The organism is Streptomyces sp. NBC_00287 (assembly GCF_036173105.1).
Taxonomy (GTDB): Bacteria; Actinomycetota; Actinomycetes; order Streptomycetales; family Streptomycetaceae; genus Streptomyces.
Genome location: NZ_CP108053.1, coordinates 6,678,979 through 6,696,416, shown reverse-complemented (window position 1 = coordinate 6,696,416; position 17,438 = coordinate 6,678,979). Strand labels below are relative to the sequence as shown.

Below are 17,438 nucleotides of genomic sequence, written 5' to 3'. Positions count from 1 at the left end.
TGCACGTACCCGTCAGTTGCCGCTGATGCGTCCGGACGAGGGCGGGTGCGCTGATCTGCGGAGAAGCCTCGCAGCTCACCACAAGGTGGTGCGTAGTCTGACGTACGCACCCGCGCGTATGCCGTCTCCGCGCGGCGGGGAAGCAGTGTCCCGCAGAGGCGCAAGAGGCCTTTCGGTCGCTCTCGCGCCTTCTGCCTCGTCTCAGTAAGCGCGCGCGACGATCGCGACGTTACCGGGCGCGTCCTCGTCCACCGGCACCGACCCGTCCTCGGCGAGCAGACACCGTACGGTCAGCGAGCGCTCGGCGAGCTTGGTCTCGCCCGCCTCGCCGAGCACCGCCCACGGAATGCGCGCCCAGCCGTCGGCGGCCGCCTCGACGGCCTCCTCGATGGTCGACACCTCGGTCGTACGCGACTCGCGCCGCGCTCGGGACTGCTCCAGCAGCAGCGCCTGGTCCTCCTCCAGGATCCCGGGCAGCAGCTCTACCAGGGACTCGACGCCCACCGGCTCCTTGCCGCCCGGAATCCGGCGCGCGAGCATCGCGGTGCCGTTCTCCAGGTCGCGGGGCCCGATCTCGATCCGTACCGGCACGCCCTTGAGCTCCCAGTCGACCGCGCGCCGCCCGAAGGGGGTGTCCGTACGGTCGTCGACCTGCACCCGGATGCCCGCCGCCTTCAGCCGGTCGCCGATCTCGCGGACCTTGGCCAGAACTGCCTCATCGCCCTTGATCGCGAGGACGACGACCTGGATCTGCGCGAGCCGCGGCGGGACCCGCAGGCCGTTGTCATCCCCGTGAGTCATCACCAGGGCACCGATCATGCGGGTCGTCGAACCCCACGAGGTCTGCCAGACCAGCTCCTGCTTGCCGTCCTTCGACAGATACGAGGTGTTGAAGGCCTTGGCGAAGTTCTGGCCCAGCTCATGGCTGGTGACCATCTGGAGGGCCTTGCCGTCGCCCATCATGCTTTCGAGCGTGAGGGTGTTGATGGCCCCCGCGAAGCGCTCCTTGACGGTCTTCCGACCCGAGACGAAGTCCATCGCGAGGACGTTGCGCAGGAAGTCGCCGTAGACCTCGCTCTGGATGTGCGCGGCGAAGTCGCGCGCCTCCTCATGGGTGGCGTGCGCGGTGTGGCCCTCCTGCCACAGGAATTCGGTCGTACGAAGGAACAGCCGGGGCCGCAGCTCCCAACGGACCACGTTCGCCCACTGGTTGATCAGCAGCGGCAGATCGCGGTAGCTCTGCACCCACTTCGAGAAGTAGTCGTTGATGATCATCTCGGAGGTGGGCCGGACGACCGCGGGTTCCTCGAGTTCCTTGCCCCCGCCGTGCGTGACCACCGCCAGCTCGGGCGCGAAGCCCTCGACGTGGTCGGCCTCCTTCGCGAAGTACGACTGCGGGATCAGCAGCGGGAAATACGCGTTCTGGGTGCCCGTCTCCTTGATGCGGGCGTCCATCTCCGCCTGCATCCGCTCCCACAGTCCGTACCCGTACGGTCGGATCACCATCGTGCCGCGCACCGGCCCGTTGTCGGCCAGCTCGGCCTTGTTGATCAGATCCTGGTACCAGCGCGGGAAATCGTCCGCCCGCGGTGTGAGTACGGGTGCTTTTGCCATGGCGCGATGGTACGGGCCCACGTTGCCGGAATGTGAATTCTCGCCACAGGCACGGCCCAGCCACAAGCAGGGCCCGACGACCCCTGGACGCCGGGTCGAGGGCGGAGTTTCCTGGCATACGGGGGGAGAGCTAGCGCACGTCACGGGGGCTCAGGAAACGGGCACAGCGGCAACTCTCGGCGGATTGGGGCGCTTTCGATGACACCTACGCTCGTGCGGCAACACCTGTCTCACACGGGACCCACGCCCCGTGTGAACCTGTGGGCACGCGCGCGTGACTGGTCCGAGATCCAGGAGCGGATGCTGGTACCGCTCTACGAGGCCGTCTACGAGCGGCTCGAAGTGGGCTCCGGCACCCGGCTGTTGGGCCTCGGCTGCGGTTCCGGGCTCGCCCTGCTGATGGCGGCCTCCCGAGGAGCAGCCGTCACCGGTGTCGAACCCTCCCGCCCCGAACGGCTCGCTCTGGCCCGGCAGCGGCTGCTGCCCGAGCCGTGGGGCGTACGCGCGCGTGCCGGCATCCGGCTCACGGACGGCTCCCCCGGGGGCGCGGCCGACGCGGAGACGCCCGCGTACAGCCTGGTGACCGCTTTCGAGCCCATCGGGTGCCTCGCGGGCGACTCGGAGGGACTCGGCGAACTGCTTCAAGGGGCGAAGCAACTCGCCGAGCGGGGGGCGCCCGTGGTGCTGGCCGGCTGGGGTCCGCCGGAACGCTGCACCACGTCGTCCGTGCTGCGCGTGGCCACCAAACTGGCCGATCCGCTGCGCAGCGCGGGCAGTTGGCGCCCCGCCCTTCGCGACGACCTGGAGGAGGTCGCCCAGCGCTCAGGACTGCGCCCCGACGGCTCCGGACGGGTGGCGTGCCCCTTCGGATACGCCGACGTCGACAGCGCCGTACGAGGACTGCTGTCGACGGGGCTCTTCGACGCGGCGATCTCCGCGACCGACCCGGCGCAGGTGGACAAGGAGCTGACGGAGGCGCTGCATCCGTATCAACGGCTCGACGGGACCGTGTGGATGCCGAATGTCTTCCGGTACCTGATCGCCCGCGTCCCCTGAGCAAGCCTCGAGGGGTGGGCCTCCCGGCAAAGGTGCCTACCCCTCCTCCTTCCTCAGCCGCGTGACCCCCGCGATCCGGTACGCGTCCACCTCCTCCAGCGTCTCGCTCGCCAGCAACGCCTCCGCCAGCGCGTCCAGTTGGCCCAGGTGATCGCGCAGCTTGCGGCAGGCCTCCTCGTAGCACTCGTCGACGATCCGCCGCATCTCGCCCTCGATCACATCCAGGGTCTGCGGGGCCGCCGCGAGTCCATAAGCCTGCTGGGCGTCGTTCGGCAGGGCCGACAGGCGGCCCACCCGCTCGCTCATGCCCCAGCGCGCGACCATCCCGCGCGCGATGTTGGTGACCTGCTCCAGGTCGCTCTCCGAGCCGGTGGTGACCACCCCGTAGACCACCTGCTCGGCCGCCATCCCGCCGAGCGCGCCGATGATCCGGCCGCGCAAGTACTCCTCGGTGTAGGCGTACTTGTCCGCCTCCGGCGTCGACAGCGTCACGCCCAGCGCCCGGCCGCGCGGCACGATGGTGATCTTGCGGACCGGGTCGGCGCCCGGCTGCAGCATGCCGAGCAGGGCGTGCCCGCTCTCGTGGTACGCCGTTCTGCGCCGCTCCTCCTCGGGCATCACCAGCGGCCGTTCGGCGCCGAGTTGGACCTTCTCCAGCGCCTCCGACAGATCGCCCTGGGTCACCCGCTCCTGTTGCCGCTTGACCGCGAGCAGCGCGGCCTCGTTGGCGAGGTTGGCCAGCTCCGCGCCGGTCATGCCCGGCGTTGTACGGGCGACCTGGCCGAGGTCGACGTCCTCGGAGAGCGGGATCTCCCGGGTGTGGATCTCCAGGATCGCCTTACGGCCACCCCGGTCCGGGGGCGAGACCATGACCACCCGGTCGAAGCGCCCCGGCCGCGTCAGCGCCGGGTCGAGCACATCCGCGCGGTTGGTGGCCGCGACCACGATCACGCCCTCCGAGCCCGAGAAACCGTCCATCTCCGTCAGGATCTGGTTCAGGGTCTGCTCGCGCTCGTCATGCCCGCCCATGCCGGCCCCGCCGCCCCGGACCCGCCCGATGGTGTCGATCTCGTCGATGAAGATGATCGACGGCGCCACCTTGCGCGCCTCCGCGAACAGCTCACGCACGCGTGAAGCACCGACACCCACGATCATCTCGATGAACTCGGACGCCGACGCCGAGAAGAACGGCACCCCCGCCTCCCCCGCCACCGCCCGCGCCAGCAGCGTCTTGCCGGTACCGGGCGGACCCGCCAGCAGCACGCCCCGGGGCATCTTGGCGCCCATCCGGCGATAGGCGTCGGGGTTCTTCAGGAAGTCCACGACGTCATTGAGCTCGCCGGCGACCTCGTCGATCCCGGCCACGTCCGCGAACGTCGTGCGCTTCTGCCCCGGCTCCAGCTCCACCGGCTTCGGCGGCGCCTTACGGCCCAACATCCCGCCCGCGCCGCCCATCCCCGCGCGCATCCGCCGTGCGATGAAGATCCACAGGACGACCAGCAGCAGCATCGGCGCCAGCGCGATCAGCAGGTTCGACAGGAAGCTGCGCTGCTGGACGACCGGCTCCGCCGTCACGGTCACGTTGTTCTCGGTCAGGTCCTCCCAGAGCTGGTCGTCCGCGAAGGTCGGCCGCTCCGTCTTGAACTTGGTGTACTTCCCGTCGCCCTCGGGGTCGTCCTGCTCCTTCTTCAGCTGGCCCTGGATCGCATCGCCCTTGGCGTAGATCTTGGAGACGTTGGCGTTGTCGACCTGCTTGGTGAACTCCGTGTACGAGATCGTCGGCTCGTCGCCGTCATTGAAGAAAGACAGCACCACGTTGGCGATCAGATACACGACCAGCGCGGCGACGATCAGCCCCCACCAGCCGCCCCGAGGCCTGCGCCCGCCCCGCGACGGCTTCGGCGGCTCCTCCGGGGTGCCCTCGGTCCGCCAGGGCTGATCCGGCGACTTACGCGGCGGCGCGGGGTTGGTCATATCGGGACGTTACGACACGCCCCGGACACCGGCACCCCAGCATGCGCCGAGGGCGCCCCCGTGGAACAGGGACGCCCTCATCGCCGTATACGGAACTCAGCCCATGAACTTCTTGAACTCGTCCGGCAGCTCGAAGTCCTGGCCGCCCTGCTGGCCCGGCAGACCGAAGGCGCCGCCGTTCTGGGCCGCGGCCGCGCGGCGGGCGGCCTCCTCCTGCTCCTGCTGCTTGCGCTTCATCGGGTTGCCGGAGCGCTGCTTGCCCTTGGCCTTCTTGGGCTGCTTCTTCGAACGGCCGGGACCGCCGCCCATGCCCGGCATCCCCGGCATGCCCGGCATACCGCCGCCCTGGGCCATGCGGGACATCATCTTGCGGGCCTCGAAGAACCGCTCGACCAGGTTCTTCACCGCGCTGACGTCGACACCGGAGCCCTTGGCGATACGGGCACGGCGCGAGCCGTTGATGATCGTCGGCTCCTGGCGCTCGGCCGGGGTCATCGACTTGATGATCGCGGCGGTGCGGTCGACGTCCCGCTCGTCGAGGCTGTTGATCTGGTCCTTCATCTGCCCCATGCCGGGCAGCATGCCGAGCAGCTTGCTGATGCTGCCCATCTTCCTGACCTGTTCCATCTGGGACAGGAAGTCGTCGAGGGTGAAGTCCTGGCCCTTCTTGGAGGCCAGCTTCTCGGCCATCTTCTGGGCTTCGGCCTGGTCGAAGGTCTTCTCCGCCTGCTCGATCAGGGTGAGCAGGTCACCCATGTCGAGGATGCGGGAGGCCATCCGGTCCGGGTGGAAGGCGTCGAAGTCGTCGAGCTTCTCGCCGTTCGACGCGAACATGATCGGCTTGCCGGTGACCTGGCGGATCGACAGGGCGGCACCACCGCGGGCGTCACCGTCGAGCTTGGAGAGCACCACGCCGTCGAAGCCGACGCCGTCGCGGAAGGCCTCGGCGGTGTTGACCGCGTCCTGACCGATCATCGCGTCGACGACGAAGAGGATCTCGTCGGGGCTGACGGCGTCCCTGATGTCAGCGGCCTGCTGCATCATGTCCTGATCGATACCGAGCCGGCCGGCGGTGTCGACGATCACGATGTCGTGGACCCGGGACTTCGCGAAGTCGATGGAGTCCTTGGCGACCTTGACCGGGTCACCGACGCCATTGCCCGGCTCCGGCGCGTACACGGCCACACCGGCGCGCTCGGCCACGACGCTGAGCTGATTCACGGCGTTCGGACGCTGGAGGTCGGCGGCGACGAGCAGCGGGGAGTGCCCCTGCTCCTTCAGCCAGTAGCCGAGCTTGCCCGCGAGGGTGGTCTTACCGGCACCCTGCAGACCCGCCAGCATGATGACGGTGGGGGGCTGCTTGGCGAAGCGCAGACGCCGGGTCTCGCCGCCGAGGATCGTGACGAGCTCCTCGTTCACGATCTTCAGGACCTGCTGCGCCGGGTTCAGCGCCTTGGAGACCTCGGCACCGAGCGAGCGCTCCTTGACGCTCTTGATGAACGTCCGGACGACCGGCAGCGCGACATCGGCTTCGAGGAGCGCGATGCGGATCTCGCGCGCGGTGGCGTCGATGTCCGCCTCGGAGAGCCGTCCCTTGCCGCGCAGGTTCTTGAAAGTCGCTGAGAGGCGATCGGAGAGAGTATCGAACACGGCGCTCGCGGTCCTCGGGGTCGGTGGCAGCTGGGAATCGCCCTCCAGGGTATCCCGGCTGCACGAGTTGCCGGGATCCCCGTTCAGCCCCGCAAGGTCTCCTCCAGTTTCCGGGCCACCGCAGAGGCCTCCTCACGCGGCAGCGGCGTCCCCTCGGGGCCTGTGACATAAAAGGCATCCACGGCATTCGCGCCCAGCGTCGACACATGCGCGCTCCGCATGCGCACGCGTGCCTCCTCCAGAGCTCGGCCGATACGGAAGAGAAGTCCCGGGGCGTCCTGGGCGCGGACCTCGATCACCGTGGCGAGGCGGGAGGCGGCCGGGTGGACGGTGACCCTGGCGGGTGGGGCCAGTACGCCTCGGCGGCGGGGGTAGGCGGCGTCGCGCTCCGCGAGGCGGGCGGCGATGTCCAGGGTGCCGTCCAGGGCCCGGACCAGGTCCGCCCGGAGCCTGGCCGCCTGCGGCAGCGAGCCGTACTCCGCGGCGACCCGCCAGTTCAGCAGCAGGACCGAGCCCTCGACGCCGTCGGGGAGGTCCAGAGCGCGCAGCTCGGCCGTCCGCACCGTCAGGCGGTGCATCGCCAGGACGCCGGCCACCGCGGGCAGGACGCCCGGCTGGTCCGGTACCGCGATGAGCAGCTCCACACCGAGCGGCTCGGGGTCGCCGGTGGGCTGGTCGTCCGTGGGCGGCTCGGTCTGCGCGCGCAGCGCCAGCACCGGGCTGCCCGTCGCGACCGACTCGATGGCAAGTCGCTCCTGCTCGGCGGTCGGCGCGGCGGCCTCCGGCTCCTCCGGGGCGTCCCCGGCCAGCACCGCCGAGACGCGTTTGACCAGGTCGGCGACGAGCGAGCCACGCCAGGACGACCAGGCGGCGGGCCCGGTGGCCAGCGCGTCCGCCTCGGTCAGCGCATGCAGCAGCTCCAGCGTGCCCTGCGAGCCGACCGCATCGGCGACCGAACGGACCGTGGCCGGGTCCTCCAGGTCACGCCGGGTGGCGGTGTCGACGAGCAGCAGATGATGACGTACGAGGGCGGCGAGTACGGCGACGTCCTCGCGGTCGAAGCCGATCCGGGCCGCCACATCGCGCGCGATGATCTCGCCGGCCACCGAGTGGTCGCCGGGCCAGCCCTTGCCGATGTCGTGCAGCAGCGCGGCGACCAGGAGCAGGTCGGGGCGGTGGACGCGGCGGGTGAACTCGGAGGCGCGGACGGCGGTCTCGATGAGGTGCCGGTCGACGGTCCAGATGTGCACGGCGTTGCGCTGGGGGCGGCAGCGCACCCGCTCCCAGTCGGGCAGCAGGCGGGTGATCAGGCCTTCGGCCTCCAGCGCCTCCCAGACCTCGATCGTCGGACGGCCGGAGCCGAGCAGGGTCACGAGCTGTTCCCGGGCCTCGGCGGGCCAGGGTGTGGGCAGCGGGCGCGTGGTGGCGGCCAGACGCCGTACGGCGTGCAGGGAGAGCGGGAGTCCGGCCTGCGCGGCGGCGGCCGCGGCGCGCAAGGGGAGCACGGGGTCGCGCTCGGGGCGCGCGGCACGGGCGAGCACCACCTCGCCGTCCTGCTCCACGACACCCTCGGCCAGCGGCGACCGTTCCGTCACCGGCTTGCCGCCGCCCAGCATGGCGCGCAGCCGGGGCCGCACGGCGCGCGACCGCAGTACGCGCCCCACTTCACGCCAGGTGACATCACTGGCGTACGAGATGACCCGCGCCGCCTCGTACACCTGCCGCAGCAGGGTGTCGGCATCGAGCAGGCCGAGTTCGGCAGCGACCTGGTCCTGTTCCTGGAGCGCGAGCCGGTCGGTCGCGCGCCCGGTGGCCAGGTGCAGGGCGTCGCGTACGTCGAGCAGTCGGCGCCGGGCGTCGTCGAGGCCCTCGCGCGGGGCGTCGGCCAGCCAGGAGGCGGCGACGGCGCGCAGGATGGTGGCGTCCCTCAGTCCGCCGCGGGCTTCCTTGAGGTCGGGTTCCAGGAGGTACTGCAACTCCCCCTGGCGCTCGGCGCGTTCGGCGGTGAGTTCCTGGAGTTCGGGCAGGCGTTTGGGCGCCTGGTTGCGCCAGTCGGCGAGCACGGCCGTACGCAGTCCCGCGGTCAGGCCGAGGTCGCCGGCGATGTGGCGGGCGTCCAGGAGGCCGAGTTGGACTTTCAAATCCTCGCCGGCCGTCTTACGGGCCTCCGCGGGCGTCCGTACCGAGTGGTCGAGGGCGAGGCCGAGGTCCCAGACGGGGTACCAGATGCGGTCGGCCAGGGCGGCGACCGCGTCCGCGTCGGAGCCGTCGTGCAGCAGGAGCAGATCGAGGTCGCTGCGTGGGGACAGCTCACCACGGCCGTAGCCGCCGACGGCGACCAGGGAGACCCCGCGCAGGCTCTCGGCGCCGGCGGCGAAGAGGCCGGTCAGCCAGTCGTCGGTGAGTTCCGCGAGGGCGGTACGGCGCGGCGGCCCGGACCGCGCCCCCTCGGTGAGGAGGCGCAGCCGGGCCGCCGCGTAGCCGCTGGGTCCCGAGTCCTCTGCATCCTTGCGAACGTCCGTACTCGTCACCCAGCGACTCCTGTCTTTACTTCTGTGCGTTTAGAGCGCGTCCGGACCGCGCTCGCCGGTGCGGACCCGTACGGCCGTCTCGACCGGCAGGGACCAGACCTTCCCGTCACCGATCTTGCCGGTGCGGGCCGCCTTGACGATGACGTCGATGAGCTGCTCGGCGTCGTCGTCCTCGGCGAGGACCTCGATACGGATCTTCGGGACCAGGTCGACGGTGTACTCGGCACCGCGGTAGACCTCGGTGTGGCCCCGCTGACGACCGTAGCCGCTGGCCTCGGTGACCGTCAGGCCGTGCACGCCGAAGGCCTGGAGGGCTTCCTTGATCTCGTCGAGCCGGTGGGGCTTGACGACTGCGGTGATGAGCTTCATGCGTCCACCTTCTTGCTCGCAGTGTCGGCGGCCGGGGCCGGGACGGCGCTCCGAGCGGCGCCGCCACCGGCACCGCTGAAGTCGTATGCGGTCTCGGCGTGCTCCGCCTGGTCGATACCGGCGACCTCGTCGTCCTCGGGGACCCGCATACCGATGGTCTTGTCGAGGATGAAGGCGAGGATCGCGGAGACGATCAGGGAGTAGGCGAGGACGGCACCGACACCGGCGCACTGCTTCCAGAACTGCTCAAGGCCGCCGCCGTAGAAGAGGCCCTCAACCGTGGACTGGCCCTTGCCGCTGGCGAAGAGGCCGACCAGCAGGGAGCCGACGATGCCGCCGACCAGGTGGACGCCGACGACGTCGAGCGAGTCGTCGTAGCCGAGCTTGTACTTCAGGCCGACCGCCATGGCGCAGAGCAGACCGGAGATGGCGCCGACCGCGATGGCGCCGACCGGGGAGACCGCACCACCCGACGGGGTGATGGCGACCAGACCGGCGACCGCGCCGGAGGCGGCGCCCAGCGTGGTGAACGCGCCGTGGCGGATCTTCTCGTAGAGGAGCCAGGCCAGCATGGCGGCGGCGGTGGCGACCTGCGTGTTGACGAACATCAGCGTGCCGACGCCGTCGTCGTTGCCGAGCCACGAGCCGGCGTTGAAGCCGAACCAGCCGAACCACAGGAGCCCTGCGCCGAGCATGACCAGCGGCAGGCTGTGCGGACGCATCGGGTCCTTCTTGAAGCCGACGCGCTTGCCGATGACCAGGATCACACCGAGGGCCGCGGCACCGGCGTTGATGTGGACCGCCGTACCACCGGCGAAGTCGATGACGCCCAGGTCGAAGGCCCAGCCGCCCTCACCCCATACCCAGTGGGCGACGGGGAAGTAGACGATCGTGGCCCACAGCGCGACGAACAGCGCCCAGGCGCCGAACTTCACGCGGTCGGCGAGGGCACCGCTTATCAGGGCGGGCGTGATGATCGCGAACATCAGCTGGAAGACCATGAAGGCGAGCAGCGGGATGTTGTACGAGCCCCACAGTTCGCCGGTCTCGACACCGCTGAGGCCGACCCAGTCGGAGTTCCATCCGATGATGCTGCCGGAGTCGGTGCCGAACGCCATGGAGAAGCCGTACAGCACCCACAGGATGGTGACGATCCCCAGGCTGATGAAGCTCATCATCAGCATGTTCAGGGTGCTCTTGACGCGGACCATGCCTCCGTAGAAGAAGGCCAGTCCCGGTGTCATGAGCATCACCAGGGCGGAGCAGATAAGCATGAAACCTGTGTTGGCGGCAGAGAGCTCCGTCTCTGCGGCAAGCGTGATGGCTGGTGCCATCGGCGTCTCCTCGTCGTTTGGTACGGCCCCGTGCGGGCGAAGCCTGAGCGGATTGAGGGGTGGGCCGGTTATGCGCCAAGAGATTGGCGCAGCGCGGTTTCGGTGGAAGCCCCTCGTTGTTTCGCCGCCGTGACGAAGGCGCTGTGGGTGTTACGCATCGATGAACTGCCGGATTCCGGCTGTGTCGATCGTTATCGTGGCGCAACCTTCGGATGAAGGTATGGGCCGGCCGCGGGCGACCTTCCGATGACCTGGCATGGGGGAGCCGAGTCGGGCAGTTCGGGAGGGCCGGCCGCGGCCGGGGCTCAAGGGATTCAGACGGCTTCCGCGGTCTCCGGGAGTTCCACGGCGAGCCGGTCGGTGAGGTCCACGACCTCGTGCAGATCACCGAAATCGCGTACGGCCGTGTCGACGGTCTTTCGGATACGAGTGTTGACGCGCTCGGAGCGCACCTTCTTGGCGACCGTCATGGCGTCGGTGGCGTACTGCGCGCTCTGCTCGGGCTCGCGCTGGAGGAGATGCACGGTGGCCATGCCGATGAGGTTGAGCGCATAGGACCGCTGGTGTTCGGAGTCCTTGGCGAAGAGGTCCACGGCCCGCTGCATCAGCGGCTCGGCCAGTGACGCGTAGGTCGGGCTGCGGCCCGCGACATAGGCGAGGTCGCGGTAGGAGTGGGAGTTCTCGCCGTAGAGCTCGGCCTCGGAGAAGAAGCGGATCCAGTCGGGGTCGGGCTCGTCCCATTCCTCGGCCTCGCCGAAGGTGTCCTCGGCCATCCGCACGGCCCGCTTGCACTTGCCGGGCTGGCCCATGTTGGCGTACGCGCGGGCCTCCATCGCATACAGCATCGACTGGGTGCGCGGACTCGCGCAGTCACGGCTGCCGTACTGGGCGAGGTGGACCAGTTCCAGGGCGTCGTCGGGACGGCCCAGGTGGATCATCTGGCGGCTCATGCTGGAGAGGATGTACGAGCCGAGCGGCCGGTCGCCGGCCTCCTTGGCGGCGTGCAGGGCGAGCACGAAGTACTTCTGGGCGGTGGGCTGGAGTCCGACGTCGTACGACATCCAGCCGGCCAGTTCGGCGAGTTCGGCGGCGACCTTGAACAGGATGCGGGTGGTGGACTCGGGCTGGGGTTCCTGGAGGAGGTCGGTCACCTCGTGGAGCTGGCCCACGACCGCCTTGCGGCGCAGGCCGCCACCGCACTGGGCGTCCCACTGCCGGAACATCACGGTGGTGGACTCCAGCAGTTCCAGCTCGGGCTTGGAGAGCCGGCCGCGGCGGGCCTGGGCGGGGGGCTCGGGTTCGCTGCGCGGGGCGGACGGGGCGGGGACCAGCCAGCGCTGCATGGGCTCGATGAGGGACGGGCCCGCGGACAGGCACAGCGAGGTCCCGAGGAAGCCGCGCCGCGCCAGCATCAGGTCGCTGCGCGAGAACTCGCTGAGCAGGGCGACGGTCTGCGGGCCCGTCCAGGGCAGGTCGACTCCGGACACCGATGGTGACTGGCGGGCGGCGCGCAGGCCGAGGTCCTCGACGGAGACGACACAGCCGAACCGCTCGGAGAACAGCTCGGACAGGATCCGCGGGATCGGCTCGCGCGGATTCTCGCCGTCCAGCCAGCGGCGTACCCGGGAGGTGTCGGTGGAGATGTGGTTGGCGCCCAACTGGCGGGCCCGGCGGTTGACTTGGCGGGCGAGTTCGCCCTTCGACCAGCCGCTGCGCACGAACCAGGACGTGAGCAGCTCGTTCGGGCGCTTGTCAGCGTGCGTTGCGCCGCCGGCGCTCGTGTCGCTTCCGCTGTTGCCGCTCACTGGAACGCCCCCATCCCTTGGACCACTTGTCACCGAGTGCGCCAAGCCCTATCAGAATGCCGGTAAATACGGCTGCCCGTCCGGAAGTTCTCACCCTTCGAACGGAAAGCCGAGTTGCCTCCGGCATACCCACAAGTGCAAGTGCCTCCAGGGCTCGTGCACTCAAAGTAATCCTACGATCACCCGTCCAGCCATGGCGATCCCGGAAACGCCACCATTCGCCACCCCTTCGAATGAACTCCCGCTCGGCTCCACGCGATTCACTTGACATAGACCGACCAGAAGTGGGCGGAGCGGTGCACTCGGGGGCGCGCGCCGCCGGGTGCACTACCCAAGTTGCTTCCGAGCGCCGCTCGAAGTGTGTGGAGCCGGGCGCGAGAAGGCACAAGGTGGACACAGAGGGTCACGCTATGCATTCGCGTCGTAACCACCGGCGCGCCGGACCAGTTGGAGGGGGCATGGGCTTCACGATCGCCGGCATCCGCGAGATCCGCTCCGGCACGCGTCGACGCGGCCGGTCGTCGGAGTGCACCAGCGTCGCCGAGTTCACCGGTCTGTGGGGCTGGGACGTGGTGCCGGGAGCACGAGCGGCGGCGGGCGACTGTTCCTGTGGCCGCGCGGACTGCCCCGACCCCGGCGCCCATCCCCTGCACTTCGCGCCCCGGGTCCCGGCCGGCGCCACCCTCGACGAGGTGTCCCGCACCTGGGGGGAGTACCCGGGCGCCGCGGTGATGCTGGCGGTCGGCCGGGCGTTCGACGTGATCGAGGTGGCCGAACCCGCCGGGCGCCGCGCACTGGCCCGGCTGGAGCGCATGGGCCTGCCCCTCGGCCCGGTCACCGCCACCCCGGACGGCCGCGCCCACTTCTTCGTCGCCCCCGGAGCGGCGGCCGAACTCCCCGAACTGCTCTACCGCATGGGCTGGGACGACCCGACGTCCCTGGACCTACGAGGCCTGGGCCCCGGCACGTACATCACGGCCCCACCGTCCGACCGCGGCGGCCTCGGCCCGGTGCGCTGGCTGCGCTCCCCCGCACTGGACTCGGCGACGAAGCCTCCGGCGGCACGGCTGCTGCTGGGGACGCTGGCGTACGTGGCGCACCGGTCCCGCGCGTAGGCCGACCGGTCCCGCGCGTAGGCGTCAGAGCGAAGCGCCCGACCCCCAACTGCACCTTGGGAGGCGGGCGCTTCTTCACATACCAACTTTGGTAGGTCGGGTCACTCTCCGATAAGGGCGTCAACGAACGCCTCCGGCTCGAACGGCGCCAGATCGTCCGCGCCCTCGCCCAGCCCGATCAGCTTGACCGGCACGCCCAGCTCGCGCTGCACGGCGACCACGATGCCGCCCTTCGCCGTACCGTCCAGCTTGGTCAGGACGATGCCGGTGATGTCGACGACCTCGGCGAAGACCCGGGCCTGCACCAGCCCGTTCTGACCGGTGGTCGCGTCCAGCACGAGCAGCACCTCGTCGAGCGGCGCGTGCTTCTCCACGACCCGCTTGACCTTGCCGAGCTCGTCCATGAGGCCGGTCTTGGTGTGCAGTCGGCCCGCGGTGTCGATGAGGACGACGTCGGAGCCCATCTCCTTGCCCTCCTTCACCGCGTCGAAGGCGACGGAGGCGGGGTCGCCGCCCTCCGGACCGCGCACGGTGTGGGCGCCGACCCGCTCGCCCCAGGTCTGGAGCTGATCGGCGGCGGCGGCACGGAAGGTGTCGGCGGCGCCGAGCACGACGGTATTGCCGTCGGCGACCAGGACCCGGGCGAGCTTGCCGGTGGTCGTGGTCTTGCCGGTGCCGTTGACCCCGACGACCATCACGATGCCGGGCTTACGGTCCTCCGGCTCGGTCTTCACGATGCGGTCCATGTCGGTGCCGACCAGCTTGAGCAGCTCCTCGCGCAGCAGGCCGCGCAGCTCCGTCGGCGTCCGGGTGCCGAGCACCTTCACGCGCTCACGCAGACCCTCGACCAGCTCCTGGGTGGGCAACACGCCGACGTCGGCGGTGAGCAGCGTTTCCTCGATCTCCTCCCAGGTGTCGTCGTCCAGATGCTCGCGCGAGAGCAGCGTGAGCAGGCCCTTGCCGAGGGCGTTCTGGGAGCGGGACAGACGGGCGCGCAGCCGCACGAGACGGCCCGCGGTGGGCTCCGGGACCTCGATCTCGGCCGGCGGGAGCTCTTCGACGACGGGCGGTTCCTCGACGGCTGTGGCCGGCCCGCCGGGAAGATCCACCTCCTCTATGGTCCGGCGCGGTTCGTCGCGCGGCGTCTCGGCCTCGTCGCCGACGTGCGGCTCGGCCGGAGGGGCGGTGATGTCGGGCGCTGCGGGGGGCGGCGGGGGCAGCTGCTTCTTGCGCCGGCTGCCGACGACGAGCCCGCCGAGCGCACCGAGCACGACCACGGCGATGACTACAGCAAGGATGACGATGTCCATAACGCGTCCAGTATCAGCCATGGAGTGCGGTGACACCCCTCTGGATGTCTGACACTCCGTCAGCTAACGTCCTCCCCCACACCCGCCCGGTGAAGGGGGACCCCCATGCCCGTCACGGTCGTACGCTTCAACCTCGTCGAGCCCGACGCGACCCCCGCTTCGCTCGCCGCCCGCTACCGCACGGCCCTGGAGATGGCCGCGTACGCCGACGAGCACGGCGTCACCACCGTGCAGACCGAGGAGCACCACGGCGCCGCCAACAACTGGCTGCCGTCCCCGTTCACCTTCGCGGGCGCGGTCTTCGGCGCGACGAAGCGCATTGCGGTCACCGTCTCGGCGATCATCGGCCCGCTGCACGACCCACTGCGGCTGGCCGAGGACATCGCCGTACTGGATCTGATCAGCGGCGGACGCCTGGTCACGGTCGCCGGGATCGGGTACCGGCCCGAGGAGTACGCGCTGTTCGACGTGGACTGGAAGCGGCGCGGCAGGCTCCAGGACGAGGTTCTGGAGACGCTGCTGAGGGCCTGGACCGGCGAGGATTTCGAGTACCGCGGCCGTACGGTACGCATCACCCCGCGCCCCTTCACCGAGCCGCACCCCCTGCTGCTCGTCGGCGGCTCCTCGAAGGCCGCCGCACGCCGGGCCGCCCGCCTCGGCCTGCCGTTCTTCCCCAGCGCGCATCTGCCGGAGCTGGAGGCGTACTACAAGGAACGGCTCATGGAGTACGGCACCGAGGGCTGGACGATGATGCCGGCCGCCGAGACCCCGCTGCTGCATCTCGCCGAGGATCCGGACCGGGCCTGGGCCGAGTACGGCGAGCACTTCCTGCACGAGGCACGGACGTATGCCTCCTGGCAGTCCGGGGACATCCGGTCCGCCGTGCGATCGGCGGCCACGGACGTGACCGAGCTGCGCGCCGAGGGCGTCTACCGGATCGTGACGCCGGAGGAGTGCGTGGCGCAGGGCCTGGACAACCTCGTCCTGCATCCCCTGTGCGGCGGGATGCCCGTGGCGGAGGGCTGGCGCAGTCTGCGGCTGCTGTGCGAAGACGTACTGCCCCGGCTCACAGGCTGAGCCGGGGCAGTACGTCTCTTCACGAGTACGAGGAGAGGGGCAGCGGGGACTTGGCCCTTCTCCCCGAGATTCGGGGGGCTTCCCTGGGGAGGGTCAGCCCATCTCCTCCAGCTTCTTGCCCTTGGTCTCGGGCACGAACTTGAGGATGAAGGGGATGGAGAGGAAGGCGAACACCGCGTACATGACGTAGGTGAGCGACAGGTTCCACTCCGCCAGGTCCGGGAAGGTGATCGTGATGACCCAGTTGGCGATCCACTGGGCCGAGGCGGCCACACCGAGCGCGGCGGCACGGATCTTGTTCGGGAAGACCTCACCGAGCATGACCCAGACCACGACACCCCAGGACAGGGCGAAGAAGAGGACGAACGCGTTGGCGGCGATCAGCGCCACGGCACCCTGGGCGGTCGGCAGCGGGTCGTTGCCGTTCTGGTAGGAGAAGGCCCAGGCGGCCAGCGCCAGCGAGATGCCCATACCGACCGAGCCGATCAGGGCGAGGGGCTTGCGGCCGATCCGGTCGACGAAGATCATCGCGATCACGGTGCCGATGATGTTGATGATCGACGTCTCGAACGAGTAGAAGAACGAGCTCGACGGGTCGACGCCGACGGACTGCCACAGCAGGTTCGAGTAGTAGAAGATGACGTTGATGCCGACCAGCTGCTGGAAGACGGAGAGGCCGATACCGATCCAGACGATCGGCAGCAGACCGAACTTGCCGCCCAGCAGGTCCCGGAACGTCGACTTGTGGTCGCTGCGCATGGCGTCGTCGATCTCGGTGACGCGGGCGTCGAGGTCGATGTCACCCTCGACGTCGGCGAGCACCTTCTTGGCCTCGTCGATGCGGCCGACGCTGATCAGGAAGCGCGGGGACTCGGGGATGGCGAAGGACAGCAGCCCGTAGACGAGGGCGGGCACGATCATCACGCCGAGCATCCACTGCCAGGATTCCAGGCCCGCGATCTTTCCGCGCTCCTCGCCGTCGGCCATGTTGAGGATGGCCCAGTTGACGAGCTGGGAGACGGCGATGCCGATGACGATGGCGGCCTGCTGGAAGGAGGCGAGCCTGCCTCGGTAGGCCGGCGGGGCGACCTCGGCGATGTAGGCGGGGCCGATCACCGAGGCCATACCGATCGCGATACCGCCGAGGACACGCCAGAAGGCGAGGTCCCAGACGGCGAAGGGCAGGCCGGAGCCGACGGCCGACACGGCGAACAGCACCGCCGCGATCTGCATGACCCGGATACGGCCGATACGGTCCGCGATCCGGCCGGCGATGGCCGCGCCGACCGCGCTGCCGAGCAGAGCGCAGGCGGCGACCGTTCCGGTGGCACCCGAGCTCAGGTCGAACCTGTCCTGGATGCCGCCGTTGGCGCCGTTGATGACAGAGCTGTCATAGCCGAACAGGAAACCGCCCATGGCGGCCGCGGCCGTGATGAAGACGACGTGCCCGAGATGTTCGGGGTGCGTCTTCGCTCCTGACTGGGGTGCCTGCGCTGTGCTGGTCACGTGTAACTCCTCGGGCACCGGCAACGCTGCCGGGTGGGTCAGCCCCTCCAAGTCGAGATACCTGAAGGTAAAAGCAACGTTGGAGACCCTATGCCTT

General features: G+C 69.9%; 12 protein-coding genes. 3 read left to right on the top strand and 9 right to left on the bottom strand.

The window, feature by feature from the left end; translation table 11 throughout:
- Window positions 1-201: 201 nt before the first annotated feature.
- Window positions 202-1,614: a proline--tRNA ligase gene (gene proS, locus OHT76_RS30680; protein WP_328874092.1), complete on the bottom strand. Its 1,413-nt coding sequence runs from the start codon at window positions 1,612-1,614 to the stop codon at window positions 202-204.
- Between the two features lie 198 nt (window positions 1,615-1,812).
- Here proS and OHT76_RS30675 point away from each other — a divergent pair, with 198 nt between their 5' ends.
- Window positions 1,813-2,670 carry an SAM-dependent methyltransferase gene (locus tag OHT76_RS30675; RefSeq protein ID WP_328874091.1) on the top strand — a complete coding sequence of 286 codons (858 nt, stop codon included), beginning with the start codon at window positions 1,813-1,815 and terminating at the stop codon, window positions 2,668-2,670.
- A gap of 36 nt (window positions 2,671-2,706) precedes the next feature.
- On the opposite strand, the gene ftsH is transcribed toward OHT76_RS30675, so the two are convergent.
- The 6 genes from ftsH to nsdA form a co-directional block, all read right to left on the bottom strand.
- Window positions 2,707-4,644, bottom strand: coding sequence for an ATP-dependent zinc metalloprotease FtsH (gene ftsH, locus OHT76_RS30670; RefSeq protein WP_328874090.1), 1,938 nt, complete (start codon window positions 4,642-4,644; stop codon window positions 2,707-2,709).
- A gap of 96 nt (window positions 4,645-4,740) precedes the next feature.
- Window positions 4,741-6,294, bottom strand: coding sequence for a signal recognition particle protein (gene ffh / locus OHT76_RS30665; protein ID WP_328874089.1), 1,554 nt, complete (start codon window positions 6,292-6,294; stop codon window positions 4,741-4,743).
- Between the two features lie 83 nt (window positions 6,295-6,377).
- On the bottom strand, window positions 6,378-8,825 hold the full coding sequence (locus tag OHT76_RS30660; RefSeq protein WP_328874088.1) for a [protein-PII] uridylyltransferase: 2,448 nt from the start codon (window positions 8,823-8,825) through the stop codon (window positions 6,378-6,380).
- A 30-nt stretch (window positions 8,826-8,855) separates the two neighbouring features.
- Complete coding sequence (locus tag OHT76_RS30655; RefSeq protein ID WP_003997576.1) at window positions 8,856-9,194, bottom strand: P-II family nitrogen regulator; 339 nt, start codon at window positions 9,192-9,194, stop codon at window positions 8,856-8,858.
- On the bottom strand, window positions 9,191-10,528 hold the full coding sequence (locus OHT76_RS30650) for an ammonium transporter (protein ID WP_328874087.1): 1,338 nt from the start codon (window positions 10,526-10,528) through the stop codon (window positions 9,191-9,193). Before OHT76_RS30650 ends, OHT76_RS30655 begins: the two co-directional genes overlap by 4 nt.
- A gap of 314 nt (window positions 10,529-10,842) precedes the next feature.
- The gene (gene nsdA / locus OHT76_RS30645) at window positions 10,843-12,333 is read right to left on the bottom strand and encodes a transcriptional repressor NsdA (protein ID WP_328874086.1); all 1,491 of its coding nucleotides are present in this window, start codon (window positions 12,331-12,333) and stop codon (window positions 10,843-10,845) included.
- 458 nt (window positions 12,334-12,791) lie between these two features.
- On the opposite strand from nsdA, the gene OHT76_RS30640 reads away from it, so the two are divergent.
- Window positions 12,792-13,448 (top strand): bifunctional DNA primase/polymerase, encoded by a 657-nt coding sequence (locus OHT76_RS30640; protein ID WP_328874085.1) that lies wholly within the window; start codon window positions 12,792-12,794, stop codon window positions 13,446-13,448.
- A gap of 101 nt (window positions 13,449-13,549) precedes the next feature.
- Here OHT76_RS30640 and ftsY read toward each other — a convergent pair whose 3' ends face one another.
- Entirely contained in the window at window positions 13,550-14,758 is a 1,209-nt protein-coding gene (gene ftsY / locus OHT76_RS30635) for a signal recognition particle-docking protein FtsY (protein WP_328874084.1), read from the bottom strand.
- A 105-nt stretch (window positions 14,759-14,863) separates the two neighbouring features.
- Between ftsY and OHT76_RS30630 the strand changes: the two genes are divergently transcribed.
- On the top strand, window positions 14,864-15,835 hold the full coding sequence (locus tag OHT76_RS30630) for an LLM class flavin-dependent oxidoreductase (protein WP_328874083.1): 972 nt from the start codon (window positions 14,864-14,866) through the stop codon (window positions 15,833-15,835).
- Between the two features lie 93 nt (window positions 15,836-15,928).
- Here OHT76_RS30630 and OHT76_RS30625 read toward each other — a convergent pair whose 3' ends face one another.
- Complete coding sequence (locus OHT76_RS30625) at window positions 15,929-17,341, bottom strand: sugar porter family MFS transporter (protein WP_328874082.1); 1,413 nt, start codon at window positions 17,339-17,341, stop codon at window positions 15,929-15,931.
- Window positions 17,342-17,438: the final 97 nt, after the last annotated feature.

What these genes read in the sequence shown, in the direction of transcription:
- proS (WP_328874092.1), bottom strand. Translation starts at nt 1,614, where the DNA reads ATGGCAAAAGCACCCGTACTCACACCGCGGGCGGACGATTTCCCGCGC.
- OHT76_RS30675 (WP_328874091.1), top strand. Translation starts at nt 1,813, where the DNA reads ATGACACCTACGCTCGTGCGGCAACACCTGTCTCACACGGGACCCACG.
- ftsH (WP_328874090.1), bottom strand. Translation starts at nt 4,644, where the DNA reads ATGACCAACCCCGCGCCGCCGCGTAAGTCGCCGGATCAGCCCTGGCGG.
- OHT76_RS30655 (WP_003997576.1), bottom strand. Translation starts at nt 9,194, where the DNA reads ATGAAGCTCATCACCGCAGTCGTCAAGCCCCACCGGCTCGACGAGATC.
- OHT76_RS30650 (WP_328874087.1), bottom strand. Translation starts at nt 10,528, where the DNA reads ATGGCACCAGCCATCACGCTTGCCGCAGAGACGGAGCTCTCTGCCGCC.
- OHT76_RS30640 (WP_328874085.1), top strand. Translation starts at nt 12,792, where the DNA reads ATGGGCTTCACGATCGCCGGCATCCGCGAGATCCGCTCCGGCACGCGT.
- ftsY (WP_328874084.1), bottom strand. Translation starts at nt 14,758, where the DNA reads ATGGACATCGTCATCCTTGCTGTAGTCATCGCCGTGGTCGTGCTCGGT.
- OHT76_RS30630 (WP_328874083.1), top strand. Translation starts at nt 14,864, where the DNA reads ATGCCCGTCACGGTCGTACGCTTCAACCTCGTCGAGCCCGACGCGACC.